The organism is Rhizobium sp. 768_B6_N1_8 (genome assembly GCF_051811225.1).
Classification (GTDB): Bacteria; Pseudomonadota; Alphaproteobacteria; order Rhizobiales; family Rhizobiaceae; genus Rhizobium.
Map to the genome: position 1 here is coordinate 1,965,512 of NZ_JBPWPV010000002.1, position 14,293 is coordinate 1,979,804.

Genomic DNA, 14,293 nt, shown 5'->3' on the forward strand with positions numbered 1-14,293 from the left:
GTGTTGCGGCGTGCTTATGCCGTACGCTGACTATGACGTTGCGGACCTCACAAAGGATCCGGTTCCTCAATCGCTTTTCATGCCGGGCCCGGCCGTGCTTTACACAGCGGCGCACACAATAGCAGGCGGGCGACAGGCGGTAGCTCACCAACCTCGCTGTCATCAGGACCAGCGGCTCGCTATCGCGCTGAGTTGACACGCCAACGCAGACCCTCCCATCTCGGCACAATCTGAAAGTGCAGCGAATCCTTTCGCCGGCGTGGATCGTCTTAATGGAAGGAGCAGACGCAACGACTGCAGCCAGCGGTGCAGGGTCATGTGACCGGTCCGCTGCCATAGGAGAGCGATATGAAGCCGATGCACGTCACGTACAGCACAAAACCGGAGTATACCCACGAAAACACCCGGCTGATCCGCGCCGTATTCGAAGAATTGCGGATAATGGCGCCGAGTGGACTTCGCTACATGGTCCTGCGCCACGGAGAAGGACGTTTCGTCCACATCGTTGAACAAAATGAGGGCGGGCCAAGCCTCTCAGACCTTCAGGCATTTCGCGCGTTTCAAAAGGATGCCGGTGAGCGAATTCAGGGGCGGCCGTCAGCCAATGAAGTCGAGGTTGTGGGCACCTACGGCTTTGAATTCGATATGGCCCAAAACCGGACTTGAAGATGACATCAACCATCCCTGAAGACACTCAAGACCGCCAATTATTCGAGAAACGCTTGGGCGATCTACGCCCCAAGGTTCATCGTTACTGCGCTCGGATGGTAGGATCTGCAATCGATGGCGAAGACATCGTTCAAGAAGTCCTCGTTAGAGCTATTGAGGCCCGGGCGGAGCAGCGAATCCTCGATCTTGAGAGCTGGCTTTTTCGGGTGGCGCACAATGCTTCTGTTGATTTTATACGTCGCAGGCAGAGGCAGGATGTCCTGCGGTCTGAGGAAGACCCAAACATGGCTATCGACGATCGCGAGTTGGCAGATGCACGAGTTATCGCCTCGGCGGGGCTCAAAGCGTTCATGTACCTGCCAATTTCGCATCGCGGCTGCGTCATACTGATGGACGTGCTCGGCTACTCCCTGCGGGAAGTTTCCGAGATTACAGGATTGAGCATTCCAGCAGTAAAGGCAGCATTGCATCGCGGCCGGATCCGCATTCGCGAAGTCGGCAATGTGAACGCTGGGACATCGCCGCCGGTCTTAAGTCAGGGTGATTTGAGGCGACTTGCGAAGTATGTCGATCGCTTCAACGCCAGAGACTTTGACGCAGTGCGAGACATGCTTGCGGACGATGTTCGGCTTGAACTCGTGTCGCGAGTCCGAATGGAGGGGCGCCAGGAGGTTTCGCGCTACTTCAAAAACTATTCGGGCATATACGATTGGCATCTCGTTCCTGGTCTGGTGGATCGTCGGCCAGCAATTCTGGTGTTCAACCCGAACAGCGTAGGCGACGCGCCGACACACTTCGTGCTCCTCGACTGGAACGGTGACAACGTCGCTTCCATCCGCGATTTTAGGCATGCCCGTTATGTCGCCGAGTCAGCCGAAATGATTCCGTTCGGCTCGCCATCAGGATCTTCGTGATCGGTCATCTTGCTGAGGAGGCAGAGGCCGATCTGATGGCCGAAGCTCGGCAGGCGGGGCCTCGCGGCCATTTGCGCCTAACGGCCCGGTGGTTCTCGGATCGAAAAGTCTCCTTCCCGGACTGGCCTCCTACCTTGAACGTCACCCGAACGTGAATTTCGGCGTCGATCTCGCGGGCACGACGGTCGATATCGATTTTACCGGTTTCGATGCCGCCGCCGGACTTCGCAGACCAACGATTGAGGACTTTATCGCAGGGCCACTTAAGTCCTACGGGTTGATGATCCGTGGAGCACCGTCTTATCCGAAAAGGAGCTCCGCCCCGGTATCTTTCGCGGAAACAGTCTTTCGCCGCATGAGGATAAAATGAACGAAGTCGTCACTTTGGACCGGCCGTGGAATCTCTTGGAACCCGCTATCGAAGAGTTCAGCAGGCAAGAGAACGCATCAGCAAGGACCTTAGGCCAACACCATTGCTTGAGAATGAGCGCGTGAACGATTTGCTGTGCGCAAGACTTCTGGTGAAAGCAGAAGGGTTGCAGCCGACCGGCAGTTTTAAGGTCCGCGGCGCCTTGAACATGATCTCGCTTCTGGACCAGGACAACGCCCTCGGAAAGGGAGGTCTGCTGACATTCTCCTCAGGAAACCATGGGCAGGCGGTTGCGTGGGCAGCTCGAAAACTGGGGGTCCCAGCCGTCGTTTTGATGCCACATGCCGCGCCCGAAACGAAAATTCGAATTACCAGGGCATGGGGCGCGGAGGTCATTCTCTACAATCGCCCCGGTGACGACCGCGAACTGATCGGACGGACCTTAGCGAGCGAACGGGACCTGACGATCATCCCACCATTAAGGCCGAATGCGCCGCATGAAACCGGATTGTATATCCTTGGCCAGATTTGCGTCCCACTCTGCTCATGGAAGAAAAAGCTCCATGGGCAGACCGCTTTCATGTGAGTTGCCTGAACTGAAGGGCCAAACACCCAAAACCAAGACGTCGCGAGGCTGGATGGCACCGGAACCGAACCGAGCCCGTCAAATGACAGGCGAGGCTCAGCGGGAGGCGCCGGGGATCAGCCTATCCGACTGCCTTCGGCGGAGAAGAGGTGGATTTTCTCGGATTTGGGCGCTAGGTGGATTTGCTGGTCGGGCTTTAAATCCACCCGCCGGTGCAGCACGATGGTTGCCGTCTGCGTGCCGACACGCACCGAAAGGTGGGTCTCCGCACCGGTTGGCTCGACAGTCAGCACGGTGGCGGGAATGCCCGTCTCCGCAATGTCGAGGTCTTCCGGGCGGATGCCGTAGGTGCGCGCCGCGCTCTGGCTCAATTGCGGCGGAAGCGGCAGGCAAACACCGCCTTCGATACGGAAGCCGCCGTCGCTGACGCCACCCTCGAAGAGGTTCATCGACGGCGAGCCGATGAAGGCGGCGACGAAGGTGTTATCTGGGCGGTCGTAGAGATCAAGCGGCTTGCCGATCTGCTCGATGCGGCCGGCGCGCATGACGACGATCTTGTCGGCCATGGTCATCGCCTCGATCTGGTCGTGGGTGACGTAAACGATGGTAGTGCCAAGGCGCTGATGCAGCTCCTTGATCTCGCTGCGCATGGTCACCCGCAGCTTGGCGTCGAGGTTGGACAGCGGCTCGTCGAAGAGGAACACTTTCGGATGGCGTACGATGGCGCGGCCCATGGCGACGCGCTGGCGCTGACCGCCGGAGAGCTGTTTCGGCAGGCGCTCCAGCAGGGGTTCAAGTGCGAGAATGCCGGCGGCTTCACGCACCAGCTTGTCGATTGTCGCCCTATCGCGCCCCTGCAGCTTCAGTGCAAAGCCCATATTTTCGCGCACCGTCATGTGCGGATAGAGCGCGTAGGACTGGAACACCATGGCGATGTCGCGCTCCTTCGGCGCGACGTCGTTGACGACGCGGCCGTCGATACGGATTTCACCGCCGCTGATATCCTCTAGCCCCGCCAGCATGCGCAGAAGCGTGGACTTGCCGCAGCCGGACGGCCCGACGAGCGTGACGAACTCACCGTCCTCGATATTCGCGGAAACCCCATGGATAACAGAGGCTGCGCCGTATTGCTTCAGAACCCGGTCGATTGCTACCGATGCCATTGTCTGTCCTCCCTCACAGTTTCAATTGCCAGACGCCGGCCTTGGCGACGGCGCCGGTGAGCGTTGCCGAATGTGCGGCGGCAAAGCCCGGAATGCGTTTGGACCCCGTCCAGCGGCCGTTGTCAGCGAAGACCTCGATGGAGCCGACATCGAGGAAGACGCGCAGGCTCGACGGTTTCGCGCCGGTGGCGATGTAACGTGGCGGCGTCTTATCGATACGCGCGTCGAAGACAATCGCCAGACCATCGGCATCGAGTTTCACGCCTAGATCGACATCCGGATGATCCAAGGTGAGATCGAAGGCGGCGCCCGGCTCGGTGAGATCAAGTGTGATCTCGACGGCGCCGGTGCCGAGCGGCACGGTCTCGCCGGCGGCGAGCGCGCTGTCGTCCAGCAACTGATGGCGCAGGCTGTCGACGGCTGCGACCGGCGGGGTCAGCACGGCGTCGCCGTCGAGTAGCACGCGGCGCGGCAGGGTCATGACCGTCGGGAAATCGTCCTTCTTGGAAAAATCCGTCCAGTTGGCGAGCCAGGCGATACCGACCGGCTCGTCGTCATCAACGAAGGCCTGGAAGGCATAGGCATCCGAACCGAAATCCAGCTCCTGTTCGAACTCCGCCGTGAAGGTGCGGCCATCGAAACCGCCGACGATGACAGAGGTGAGGTTGCGGCGGCCGGTGGCCGGGTCGCGGCTGGTGAGCAGACCGAAGATCAGCGCCCAGCGGGTTTGTCCGTCTTTGCCGGAAAGCGGCACCATGCAGGGGCATTCCGCCGCCGTCATGCCGAAACCGTCCTCGCGATGGATGATGCCGAGGAAGGTCCAGCCATCGGCACCTTGCACGTCTGCGGTTTCATAGAGCAGTACGACGCCGCCCTGCCTGTCGCGGCTGCCGAGCAGCATCTTCCAGCGGCCGTCCGGGCCTCTGAAGATATAGGGGTCGCGGAAATCGGTGGTGAGGTTCAAGCCTTCCGGCCGCAGCGGCAATATGGTTTCCGGCGGGCGGGCGACGATGCCGTCGCGGCTGACGGCAGAAAGCTGGATTTGCTCTTCCGGTTGCCGGTCACGCACATGCTCGGTGTAGAAGACACGGATTTCCTCGCCTTCCGGGCCGGTGCCGGGGATCGCTGAGCCGGAGAAGGCGCCGCCACGGCCATCGTCCTTTTCCGATAGATGCGCCGCCGGGAAGAGGAAGATGGGCAGATGCGTCCAGCGGACGAAATCCTTCGAGACGGCATGACCCCAGTGCATGGTGTTCCAGCGCGGCTCATGCGGATAATGCTGGTAGAAGAGGTGGGCGTTTCCGCCGAACCGTCCAAAACCGTTCGGATCGTTCATCCAGCCAAAGGGCGGGCGGAAGTGGTAACTGTCGGGCACGTTGGGGGCGGCGGTGCGGGCATCGCTGTGGAGGACGCTGATGCCCTCCTTCATCACGGTTTCCGGCCGGAAGGCATAAGCGACGGAGAGCGCTGTGGTCGCCGCATCATAGGACAGCGTAGCCCAACCGCCCCTTGCGAGCGTCACAGCGAAGAATTCAAATTCCCCCGTGCGGCGGGTCGAGGGCTCACCGATGTCGTTGCCATCAACGGCGACGAAGAGCTTTGCCTCGCCGCCGGCATGGCGCGCCTTCAGCCAGAGATGCAGCACCGTGCCTTCGGGGAGCTCCGCTTCGATGGTTTCAGGTGCTGACGTTTCGGACTTTGCCTGCAGAGACATAATCAACCTTTCACGGCGGAGCCGACGAATGAACTGACGAACCAGCGCTGGAAAGCCAGATAGAGAATGAGGACCGGGATCATCATCAGCACCGAGGCGGCCATGGCACGGTCCCAGTAGATGCTGTCCTGTCCGAAGAAGGTGGCGATGGCGACGGCGATTGGCCGAGCATAGTCGGTCTGGGTGACCAGCGTCGGCCAGAGATACTGGTTCCAGCTTTCGATGCCCATGAGGATCGAGACCGTGGCAAGCGCCGGCAGGCTGAGCGGCATGTAGATCGACCGGTAGATGCGGAAGGCCGATGCTCCATCCATTTCCGCCGCTTCATAGAGTTCCTTCGGCAGCTGCGCGAAGAACTGGTAGAAGAGGAAGACATAGAGCGGGCTTGCCACCCAGGGCAGGATCTGCACCGCGAAGGTATCCGTCAGCCCCGCCCGCGACATCATGACGACGAGCGGCATGATGATGCTTTCCTGCGGGATGACATAGAGCGCGACGACCAGCGCCAAGAGCGCCGCCTTGCCCGGCACCGAGCCCCAGGCCAGAACGAAGCCCGCCATGGAATTGATGATCAGACCCGAGACGACTGTGGCGACAAGGATCACCAGCGAATTGAAGAGATATCGGCCATAGGCCAGCTCGCCGGAGAAATGGGCGATCTCCCTGTAGTTCGACAGCGTCGGGTCGCTGACCCAGAAGGCGCGGAAGCTGCCCATGTCGGCAAGGATGCGGAAGCGGTCGTCCTTCAGGCTGGCGATCAGCAGCATGAACAGCGGCGAGATCATCACCAGCGCGATGACCAGGACGCAGAGGCTCTGCACGATGCGCAGGCTTCTCTTGCCGTTGCCCCTTGCGATTACCAGCGGGGCCGGCTGGCTCAAAGCGACATCAGACATCGAAGCGCCTCAGGAGTTTGCGTTGCAGGAGCGCGATCAGAAGAACGATGACGAAGAGGATGACGGAAACGGCCGATGCGTAGCCGAGTTTCTGCTCCTCGAAGCCGGCGCGCACCATGTAGTGAACAACGGTTTCGGTGCTTTCCTTCGGGCCGCCCTGGGTGAGAATTGCCACCTGCGTATAGAGCTTGAAGGCCTGGATGGTGGTGATAACAAGCACGAAGACATGGGTCGGACGAAGGCCGGGCATGGTGACGTGCCAGAAGCGGCGCAGCGCGCTTGCCCCGTCGATGCGGGCGGCATCGTATAGTTCTTCGGGAATGCCCTGCAGGCCGGCGAGATAGATGATCATCTGAAAGCCATAGGCCTGCCAGGCCGAAAGCAACACGATGGAGAACATCGCCCAGTTGGGGTCGCCGAGCCAGTCGGTCGGCTGGATCGTGCCGCCGGAAAGGAACCCGACGATCTGGTTGAGCGGGCCGCTCGGATACTGAAAAAGCGTGCCCCAGATGACGCAGACCACCACCATGGAGGTGATCGCCGGCAGGAAGAACAGGCCGCGCAGCAGGTTCTGCATCGGCAGTTTCTGATGCAAGAGCAGCGCGGTCAGGAAGGCGAGGCCGCACTGCACCGGCAGCACCCAGATGGTGAAGCGCGTAACGTTCCACAGCGCGGTCCAGAACAGCGGATCGGTGAAGACGCGCTCGAAATTCAGGAGGCCGACGAAGCGCACCGGCGTTGGGCGCGGCACGAGCGGCTGGTTGGTCATCGCCGTCCAGAAGGACAAGAGGAACGGCGTGATCAGGAATATCGTCAGAAGCAGAACGGCAGGCGCGATCATCGCCATTTCCTGCCAGAGCCGCTGCTTGTCGCGGCGTCTCGCCGGACGCCGCAAAGCGGGCGTGGAGGTCTGTTGCAAAGTCATTGTTTCCTCCTCATCGGTATCGTCCGGAGATTGCCCAGGGCCGGCCCGAGAACCGGCCCCGTCAAAAACTCTTACTGCTGCTCGTCGAAGGGCGGGTAGCCGGCGTTGTCCTCGATATCCTCGTCGATCTTCTTGGCAGCGGCCGTCAGCGCCTCCTGCGCGTCACCACCGTTGAAGATCTTATCGACGGCCTGCATGAAGGCCGAGGTGATCGTCGGATAGGCCGGGTGCGGCGGACGGGCGATCGCGGTCTTGGAAGCCTGCTCAAAGGCGATGGCGAGCGGACCGCCTTCCGCATAGAGCGGGGATGCGGCGGCGAAGCTCTTCAGGCCCGGATAGGCGGACTGGGTTTTGGCGTACTCCCGGTACTCCTTGTCCTCCAGCAGGAAGCTCAGGAACTTGCCGGCGATCTCAGGGTTTTTCGAGGTTGCGGAAATGCCCCAGATCCAGGTTCCGTTCGGGCTCACGCCCTTGTCGCCGATCTTCGGCAGCGGCATGACGACGATATTGTCCTTCATCGCTGCTGATGCCTCGGCGTAGAACCAGTGGCCGCCCATGGCGAGCGCGGCCGGCTGTCCCTCGGCGTAGAACTGGTTGGTGCCCGACGACGTCGGTACGACCCAGCCCTTCTTCACCCAGTCCTGCATCATCGTCAGCGCCTTGACGCAGGCCTCGCCATCGAGCGTACCGCTGGCTTTCCAGGTCTTGCGGTCGATCAGGTCGCAGCCGGCGCTTTCGAGCAGGGGGCCGTAGGCATAGGTGATCCACTCCGTCTTGATGCCGTAACCTCGGAAGGTGTCGATCGGCCACTTCACGCCTTCGAGCTTGGAAAGCTTCTCGAGATAGCCTTCGAATTCCTCGCGGTTCCAGGCATCGTCGACCGATTTCGGAATGCGGGCACCAATGGCTTCTAGATATTTCTTGTTGCCGTAGAGCACGACCGAGGAGTCGGTGAGGCCGAGCGCATAGAGGTCCTTGTCGATCGGATAGGTGCCCTGGGCGATATTCGAATCCGTCATGTCATCGAGCAGATCCTTGTCAATGAGCGGCTTGACGGGCTGCAGATAGCCGGACCAGACATAGTTGGCGAGGAACGGAGCATCGAGCTCCATGATATCGGGCAGCTGTTTGGCCATGACGGCGGCGCTGAACTTTTCGTTATAGGCATCGTGCGGCGCGTAGATCATCTCGATGTCGACATCGGGATTGGCGGCCTCGAAGCGGGCGGCAACGTCGCCATAGGCCTTCACCCAGCCGGGATCGCCTTGGTGCATAACGTGGATGACGGTCTTCGCCTCCGCAAAGGCGGCGGTTGCGACTAGCGCGGCGGACGCGAAGAACGCGGAAAGTAAACGATTACCCATCGAAGTCTTCATTGATATTCTCCTCCAGTTAGACACTATTCGATATTCAGACGGATGCCCGTTCGACCAGATGGAACGGTAGTTTCCGCAGATGCGGCGGTTCGGGCTGCTCGGCTAGGAGGATCTCCATGGCAAGGCGGCCCATGGCGCGGTGCGGCAGGGCCATCGTCGTCAACGGCGGGTCCAGCCGCGAGGCGAGCTCGACCTGGTTGTCGAAACTTGCCACCGCGATATCATCCGGAATGCGAAGGCCGGCGCGGGCGAGCGCCGCATAGACTTCCATCGCCACGCGATCATTGCCGCACAGGATAGCGTCAGGCCGCTGACCGGATTTCAGAAGCGCCTCCACATGAGAGGCAACAAGGCTTGGCGCGCGGTCGCTGTAGACGCTGCGGCGCACTGCCGGCAACACGCTGACGGGGTCGATGCCCCCCTCCTCAAGCGCCGCACGAAACCCCATCTCGCGTAACGTGCCGGCGAGAACGCCCGGCAGGTTGATGAAGGCGATGCGACGGCGACCGGCGACGAGGAGATAACGCACGATCTCCCGCGCGCCGCCCTCTTCGTCCGGCACCAGCGCGGTGACGCGGCCGGCAGCCTCGCGGCAGTTGATCATGACGCCGACGGCGCCCGCCAACCTGTCCGGCAGGGCGACATCCTTGTGGTACATGGCGGCATAAGCAACGGCGCGCGGCCGGAATTGCTGCACCTCGTCGAGCACCGAGCCGATAGACTGGCCGCTGCGGTGGTTGACCGCAAAGACCACCATGCCGGCACCGCGGGCAGCCCCATCAAGGCCACGTACGATCTCGGTGGCGAAGGGCGAAGTGATGAGGCCGTCGGAGACGACGCCGACCAGCGGCAGCCAGCCCTGACGCACGCCGCGCGCCGCAAGGTTGGTCACGTAGCCGAGTTCTTCCGCAATGGCCTTGACCTTCTGGCGCGTATCGTCCGACATGCGGGCGGAGCCGCCGTGCAATGCGCCGGAAACCGTCTTTACCGAAACGCCCGCACGTTCCGCGATGTCAGAAAGGGATACTGCCACGATCCTCACCATCCTCCTTGGGTGATCGATTACCCAATAGTGGCAGCGGACGCATTTTGTCAAGCGCCTTACTGTGGTCAGAACAAGATTAGTGCGTAGCCGAGAAAGTGATGCTCGAGACCGATATTCGTTTCCAAAACTGGGTGAAAGCATGAGCAGTTGTTCTACTGACCAATGTTTCGATATAAAAATTGGTCAGAAAGAAGCGATTTGCTATCAGTGACCCATCGCGGGCTTTACGACAAGCCAGCCATCAGCCAACTGACCGGCAAGATGGTGTTTCGGCCACGCGCCTCATTTATCGATGCTATCGCACGGCGTGACAAACTTCGTGTTTGCGTTGATGGCATGACGGCTGCCAATGATCTTGGCCTGACGACGGCCGTTCCTGCCAGGTCCACAATCTATGCAAGCGGCCTCGACGCGCGGTTCTTCTCCGGTTTCGCGGATGTGTCGGAACTGCCGAGTGTCTACAAGAGTGCTGCGAACGTGCGGTCGCAGATCGAGCACTACGGCCTTGCCGAAGTGGTCGACGAGATGATCCCCTACGGGAGCATCATGGTCGGCGACTGGCAGAAGAATGCGCCCTGGCGCAAGAAGCGTCAGTAAAGACCGGGGAAGGCAACTAGGTTTGCCTTCCCTCACCTGCCCGGCCGCGCCAATGACCGGGCGATATCGATGATGTCGTCGCGGGTCGCCGTCGGATCCTCCCTGTTCCAGGCGACACCGAGACCGATCTTGAAGTCGACGCCCCTCACCTTCTTCAGTTCCAAACCCTTACTCCAATCCTAACGGGACGCCCGACGAACTTGCGGCTTATATCGGCCGATACTGGCTGAACCCTCGATCGTAGCGAGCGTGAGAAGGGCCAGCCCTTAGCGCGCGATGCACGACTGCCGGTCTCGACGGTTTTGTGCTGTCACGAAATCGGCGAATGCCCGCAGCGGCGCCGGCGCGGAGGGTCGTGCGAAATAGAGGCGCGGACCTTCGAAGCTTCTCCACGAATCCGACAGGACGGCCTCAAGTTCCCGGTCTCGAAATGCGGCGCGAGCCAATTTTCGAACGAGTAGATCAGACCGTGGACGTTGCGGCAAAATCGATGGCTGCGGACACGGCATCGAAGCCGACGATCACGCGGGCCTCTGGATCGACGGTAACCGACCGTCCCTTCCGTTCGAACTCCCAGTCGACGAATGCGCCGCCGGAAAATCTCAGCGGATGCATTGATGATCCAGCAGATCGCCCGGCGTCGGCCGGCCATTACGCTCAAGATAGGCCGGCGCGGCGGCGAGGGCCGCCCGTTGAACACGCGGTCCGATCGGGATCGCGATCATATCCTGCGCCAGATGCTCGCCATAACGTATGCCGGCATCGCAGCCGGGCGACCTGCGTCCGTCGGCGTCACGCCCTCGTCGTTCTCGTCAACAGCGGAATGCCCAATTGCTGCTCGAGAGACAGGATTGTCTCGCTGACACAGGATGGCGACAGACCGCGACGCTTGCGGTCGCGCGGAAGCCCCCACTGTCGAGTTTGTATAGGCCCGAGACCGGGCAGCAATTGCTATGGGCTCAGACCGCGGATCCGCTCACCCAGGAGAAATTCGATGTCACTCGGATGAACAATTGACAAAAGACCTGATGTGGTGGGATTCGCTCCGACAACCGGTGGCTATGCTTACTGCCATCCGCGAGATCCGGCTATGGGATTGATTATTTAAACTAGGTTGTCCAATCTTCCACTCGTAAGCCGGGCACGCGATCAAATTCCCGGCGGTTATTGGTAACCATAATCAGTCCCCGCGAGCGCGCGTGTCCTGCAATCAATTGATCATATGGACCAATCGGAGTTCCGCTACGCGCCAATTCAGCTCGCAGTTGACCGCTATGGTTTGCTGCCATTTCGTCGTACGGCAATACCTCGAGGCGCGCTACGAAGCCCTCCACAACGGAAAGGTTCTTTTCAGGACTGGCTGACTTTTCCGCTCCGTAAATCAATTCCATTAAGCAAACCGAGCTGATGCACAGCTGATCATGGGAACGATTAAACGCGTCTCGAACCTGCTGCGGTCGATTTTTGATCGTAAAAATGCAGATATTGGTGTCGAGCATGTACTTCAGCATCAAAATGCCTCACGCTCCTGCAAAGCAGGTTGATCACGCTCGCTCATGAAGTCGGATGTCGCCTCCGCTCCTTCAAACCAGCTGTCCCAGATCTCACCAGCTGGTGCAATGATACGAGTGCGTCCCACCGCAACGATGTCGACACGCTTTACATCATCAGGCAAAGCAAGCGCCTTTGGCAAACGGATCGCTTGGCTACGATTGCTCTGGAATACTGCACCCTGCTCCATCTGCACGTCTCCGAATTGCATTGATTACGACGTAACCTAAATAGCCCTCTTGATGGGATATGTCAATGGGATATACGATTTAGGTCTGCTACCCACCATGCGATCCATGCCGCACCAGACGCCTTCGCCTTGAACGGAATCGAACCATGTGCCCGTTGATAGCAATCACCGCTTTGCCTCTCGACGCGAAGTCATACGCCTATGACGTTCTGCAGCAATACACTGTAGAAGGCGTGGTTTAAACGGTCCGTTTTGAGTGCCGATTGCGCCCCAAAACGGACCGAAGACATCAGAGCCCACCGAGGCTCATATATTTGATGTTGAGATAGTCCTCGATCCCATGGGAGGAGCCTTCACGACCGATACCACTGTCCTTAACCCCGCCAAATGGGGCTTCCGGTGTCGTGATCACCCCGGCATTGATGCCGATCATGCCGCTCTCGATTGCGCGGGCGACCCGGAACGTGCGTGCCAGATCGCGAGTGAAGAAGTAGGCGGCAAGGCCGAACTCTGTAGCGTTCGCAGCGTCGATGCCTTCCTGTTCGTCCTTGAACCGGAACAGCGCTGCGACGGGCCCGAATGTCTCTTCATGGGCAATGAGCATGTCGGCGGTTGCGTCGGCGATCACCGTCGGCTCGAAGAATGTCGCACCCAACGCATGCCGCTGGCCGCCGGCAAGCACACGCCCGCCCCGAGCCTTCGCGTCCTCGACATGCGCTTCTACTTTTTTTACCGCCGCCTGGTTGATCAGCGGCCCTTGCTCAACGCCTGCTTCAAAGCCGTTGCCGACCTTCATCTTCTTGACACGCTCGGCAAGCCGCCTGGCAAACTCGTCATAGATATCGTCCTGCACATAGAAACGGTTGGTGCAGACGCAGGTTTGGCCACTGTTGCGGAACTTGCCGGCGATGGCCTGTTCGATGGCAAGATCAAGATCCGCATCGTCGAAGACAATGGTCGGCGCATTGCCGCCTAATTCCATGGAGAGCTTTTTCATGGTGTCTGCTGATTGCTTATAGAGCAGCTTGCCGACGCGCGTGGAACCGGTGAAGGTGATCTTGCGCACCTTTGCGTTGCTGGTGAGTTCACCGCCGACCGCTGCGCCATCGCCCGTCACGACATTGACCACACCGGCCGGCACGCCGGCCTTTTCTGCCAGGATTCCATAGAGCAAGCCGCAGAACGGCGTGAACTCGGAAGGCTTGATGACGATGGTGCAACCGGCAGCCAGCGCCGGCGCCACTTTGCGAGAAAGCATCGAGAACGGGAAATTCCACGGCGAGATCGCGCCGACGACACCGACCGGCTCCCGCATTACTAGGATCTGACGATCCTTCCATGGCGACGGCACGATCTCGCCGTTGATGCGCCGCGCTTCTTCGGCAAACCACTGGATATAGTCCGCACCCAGCTTCATTTCCGCGCGGGCTTCGGCCAGTGGCTTCCCCTGCTCCAGAGTGAGCATGGCGGCAAACGTGTCGAGGTTGTCGTAGACGATCTGCGCCATTTGGTGCAGCCGCGCGGCGCGCTCGGCCGCCGTTGTTCTCGACCAGCTGACGAACGCGGAGTGAGCTGCGTCGATGGTTCTGCGGGTTTCGGTCGCGCCAGTCCAAGGGATATCGCCGATCCGGGCTTCCGTCGCTGGATTTACCACCGCGTATGTCTTGCCGTCGTCGGCAGCGACCCATTCACCGGCGATATAGTTGGCTTCTTTCAACCAGCCATCGGCTTTGAGTTGTTCGATTGACATTGTCATTGATTTGCCTTTCCGAAGTCTATTGGACTGATCTGCGTCGAGCATTTACGCGGGGATGTCTTTCCGGTGGCGGTCGCCCTTTTGGGCGACCGTGTCACGAGGGCGCCGTCAGTTCCAGGGTTCGCCGTTGCCGAACGACCAGTCGGAACGATCGACATAGACCATGTTGATCATGATATCGTCGGGGCGGACAGAAAGCTTCTCCTTCAATTCGTCGGCGATGAAGCGGAAGAAGGCAAGCTTGGAAGGCTTGTCGTTGCCGACGGTGCTAGTGACCTGGATGAGCAGGAAGTCCGGCGAGCGGTCGAAGCCGAGGAACTTGCGATCATAGATCAGGTTCTCTGCGGTGTGTTCACTGACGACGATGAAGCGATCGCCATCCGGAGCTTTCAGGACATCGACGATGCCACGGTAGACGATGTCAGCGACGGCGGTGCGGTACTCATTGGACTTTCCCTTGATGAGGTCGATACGGGCGAAGGGCATGATGGTCTCCTTTGATTGAGGTTGAAGTGCCAGGGTTGGGTTGGACGGGGTTGAG

Annotated in this window: 16 protein-coding genes and 3 pseudogenes; 6 read left to right on the top strand and 13 right to left on the bottom strand. The window is 60.1% G+C overall.

The window, feature by feature from the left end; all coding sequences use genetic code 11:
- Positions 1-348 precede the first annotated feature (348 nt).
- From AB8B33_RS33330 to AB8B33_RS33340, 3 genes are all read left to right on the top strand, one after another.
- The gene (locus tag AB8B33_RS33330) at positions 349-666 is read left to right on the top strand and encodes a hypothetical protein (protein WP_439018647.1); all 318 of its coding nucleotides are present in this window, start codon (positions 349-351) and stop codon (positions 664-666) included.
- Between the two features lie 2 nt (positions 667-668).
- Positions 669-1,583 carry a sigma-70 family RNA polymerase sigma factor gene (locus tag AB8B33_RS33335; protein WP_439018648.1) on the top strand — a complete coding sequence of 305 codons (915 nt, stop codon included), beginning with the start codon at positions 669-671 and terminating at the stop codon, positions 1,581-1,583.
- Between the two features lie 395 nt (positions 1,584-1,978).
- On the top strand, positions 1,979-2,539 hold the full coding sequence (locus tag AB8B33_RS33340; RefSeq protein WP_439018649.1) for a threonine ammonia-lyase: 561 nt from the start codon (positions 1,979-1,981) through the stop codon (positions 2,537-2,539).
- 116 nt (positions 2,540-2,655) lie between these two features.
- On the opposite strand, the gene AB8B33_RS33345 is transcribed toward AB8B33_RS33340, so the two are convergent.
- From AB8B33_RS33345 to AB8B33_RS33370, 6 genes are all read right to left on the bottom strand, one after another.
- Positions 2,656-3,702: an ABC transporter ATP-binding protein gene (locus AB8B33_RS33345; RefSeq protein WP_439018650.1), complete on the bottom strand. Its 1,047-nt coding sequence runs from the start codon at positions 3,700-3,702 to the stop codon at positions 2,656-2,658.
- A gap of 13 nt (positions 3,703-3,715) precedes the next feature.
- On the bottom strand, positions 3,716-5,416 hold the full coding sequence (locus AB8B33_RS33350) for a glycoside hydrolase family 32 protein (protein WP_439018651.1): 1,701 nt from the start codon (positions 5,414-5,416) through the stop codon (positions 3,716-3,718).
- Between the two features lie 2 nt (positions 5,417-5,418).
- A complete protein-coding gene (locus AB8B33_RS33355) occupies positions 5,419-6,312 on the bottom strand; it encodes a carbohydrate ABC transporter permease (protein ID WP_439018652.1) in 894 nt (297 codons plus the stop codon).
- Positions 6,305-7,237, bottom strand: a complete 933-nt coding sequence (locus AB8B33_RS33360; RefSeq protein WP_439018653.1) for a carbohydrate ABC transporter permease — start codon at positions 7,235-7,237, stop codon at positions 6,305-6,307. The genes AB8B33_RS33355 and AB8B33_RS33360 overlap by 8 nt, the downstream gene beginning before the upstream one ends.
- 71 nt (positions 7,238-7,308) lie before the next feature.
- Positions 7,309-8,601 carry an ABC transporter substrate-binding protein gene (locus AB8B33_RS33365; protein WP_439018910.1) on the bottom strand — a complete coding sequence of 431 codons (1,293 nt, stop codon included), beginning with the start codon at positions 8,599-8,601 and terminating at the stop codon, positions 7,309-7,311.
- 46 nt (positions 8,602-8,647) lie between these two features.
- Positions 8,648-9,658 (bottom strand): LacI family DNA-binding transcriptional regulator, encoded by a 1,011-nt coding sequence (locus AB8B33_RS33370; RefSeq protein ID WP_439018654.1) that lies wholly within the window; start codon positions 9,656-9,658, stop codon positions 8,648-8,650.
- A 162-nt stretch (positions 9,659-9,820) separates the two neighbouring features.
- Here AB8B33_RS33370 and AB8B33_RS33375 point away from each other — a divergent pair.
- Positions 9,821-10,057: pseudogene (locus AB8B33_RS33375) on the top strand (DUF6088 family protein); the annotation flags it as partial.
- Positions 10,058-10,255: pseudogene (locus tag AB8B33_RS33380) on the top strand (RtcB family protein); the annotation flags it as partial. It lies immediately after the preceding pseudogene.
- 32 nt (positions 10,256-10,287) lie between these two features.
- Here AB8B33_RS33380 and AB8B33_RS33385 read toward each other — a convergent pair.
- A pseudogene (locus AB8B33_RS33385) lies at positions 10,288-10,416 on the bottom strand (LysR family transcriptional regulator); the annotation flags it as partial.
- A gap of 301 nt (positions 10,417-10,717) precedes the next feature.
- Entirely contained in the window at positions 10,718-10,870 is a 153-nt protein-coding gene (locus AB8B33_RS33390) for a hypothetical protein (protein WP_439018655.1), read from the bottom strand.
- A gap of 2 nt (positions 10,871-10,872) precedes the next feature.
- Here AB8B33_RS33390 and AB8B33_RS33395 point away from each other — a divergent pair, with 2 nt between their 5' ends.
- Entirely contained in the window at positions 10,873-11,118 is a 246-nt protein-coding gene (locus AB8B33_RS33395; RefSeq protein ID WP_439018927.1) for a hypothetical protein, read from the top strand.
- Here the strand turns inward: AB8B33_RS33395 and AB8B33_RS33400 are convergent.
- The 5 genes from AB8B33_RS33400 to AB8B33_RS33420 all read right to left on the bottom strand — a co-directional run bounded on the left by AB8B33_RS33400 (position 11,048) and on the right by AB8B33_RS33420 (position 14,238).
- Positions 11,048-11,203 carry a helix-turn-helix domain-containing protein gene (locus tag AB8B33_RS33400; protein ID WP_439018656.1) on the bottom strand — a complete coding sequence of 52 codons (156 nt, stop codon included), beginning with the start codon at positions 11,201-11,203 and terminating at the stop codon, positions 11,048-11,050. The two genes, AB8B33_RS33395 and AB8B33_RS33400, sit on opposite strands and share 71 nt — an antisense overlap.
- Before the next feature lie 161 nt (positions 11,204-11,364).
- Positions 11,365-11,766, bottom strand: a complete 402-nt coding sequence (vapC, locus tag AB8B33_RS33405; protein WP_439018657.1) for a type II toxin-antitoxin system tRNA(fMet)-specific endonuclease VapC — start codon at positions 11,764-11,766, stop codon at positions 11,365-11,367.
- Entirely contained in the window at positions 11,766-11,996 is a 231-nt protein-coding gene (gene vapB, locus AB8B33_RS33410; RefSeq protein WP_113185894.1) for a type II toxin-antitoxin system VapB family antitoxin, read from the bottom strand. The genes vapC and vapB overlap by 1 nt, the downstream gene beginning before the upstream one ends.
- A gap of 289 nt (positions 11,997-12,285) precedes the next feature.
- Positions 12,286-13,746, bottom strand: a complete 1,461-nt coding sequence (locus tag AB8B33_RS33415; protein ID WP_439018911.1) for an NAD-dependent succinate-semialdehyde dehydrogenase — start codon at positions 13,744-13,746, stop codon at positions 12,286-12,288.
- 114 nt (positions 13,747-13,860) lie between these two features.
- Entirely contained in the window at positions 13,861-14,238 is a 378-nt protein-coding gene (locus tag AB8B33_RS33420) for a tautomerase family protein (RefSeq protein ID WP_439018659.1), read from the bottom strand.
- Between the last annotated feature and the right edge of the window lie 55 nt (positions 14,239-14,293).

Excerpts from the sequence above, each read along its gene's own strand:
- AB8B33_RS33370 (WP_439018654.1), bottom strand. The coding sequence starts at position 9,658 with ATGGTGAGGATCGTGGCAGTATCCCTTTCTGACATCGCGGAACGTGCG.
- AB8B33_RS33345 (WP_439018650.1), bottom strand. The coding sequence starts at position 3,702 with ATGGCATCGGTAGCAATCGACCGGGTTCTGAAGCAATACGGCGCAGCC.
- AB8B33_RS33360 (WP_439018653.1), bottom strand. The coding sequence starts at position 7,237 with ATGACTTTGCAACAGACCTCCACGCCCGCTTTGCGGCGTCCGGCGAGA.
- AB8B33_RS33335 (WP_439018648.1), top strand. The coding sequence starts at position 669 with ATGACATCAACCATCCCTGAAGACACTCAAGACCGCCAATTATTCGAG.
- AB8B33_RS33355 (WP_439018652.1), bottom strand. The coding sequence starts at position 6,312 with ATGTCTGATGTCGCTTTGAGCCAGCCGGCCCCGCTGGTAATCGCAAGG.
- AB8B33_RS33350 (WP_439018651.1), bottom strand. The coding sequence starts at position 5,416 with ATGTCTCTGCAGGCAAAGTCCGAAACGTCAGCACCTGAAACCATCGAA.
- AB8B33_RS33395 (WP_439018927.1), top strand. The coding sequence starts at position 10,873 with ATGATCCAGCAGATCGCCCGGCGTCGGCCGGCCATTACGCTCAAGATA.
- AB8B33_RS33420 (WP_439018659.1), bottom strand. The coding sequence starts at position 14,238 with ATGCCCTTCGCCCGTATCGACCTCATCAAGGGAAAGTCCAATGAGTAC.
- AB8B33_RS33365 (WP_439018910.1), bottom strand. The coding sequence starts at position 8,601 with ATGGGTAATCGTTTACTTTCCGCGTTCTTCGCGTCCGCCGCGCTAGTC.
- vapB (WP_113185894.1), bottom strand. The coding sequence starts at position 11,996 with ATGGAGCAGGGTGCAGTATTCCAGAGCAATCGTAGCCAAGCGATCCGT.
- AB8B33_RS33415 (WP_439018911.1), bottom strand. The coding sequence starts at position 13,746 with ATGTCAATCGAACAACTCAAAGCCGATGGCTGGTTGAAAGAAGCCAAC.
- vapC (WP_439018657.1), bottom strand. The coding sequence starts at position 11,766 with ATGCTGAAGTACATGCTCGACACCAATATCTGCATTTTTACGATCAAA.
- AB8B33_RS33390 (WP_439018655.1), bottom strand. The coding sequence starts at position 10,870 with ATGCATCCGCTGAGATTTTCCGGCGGCGCATTCGTCGACTGGGAGTTC.
- AB8B33_RS33330 (WP_439018647.1), top strand. The coding sequence starts at position 349 with ATGAAGCCGATGCACGTCACGTACAGCACAAAACCGGAGTATACCCAC.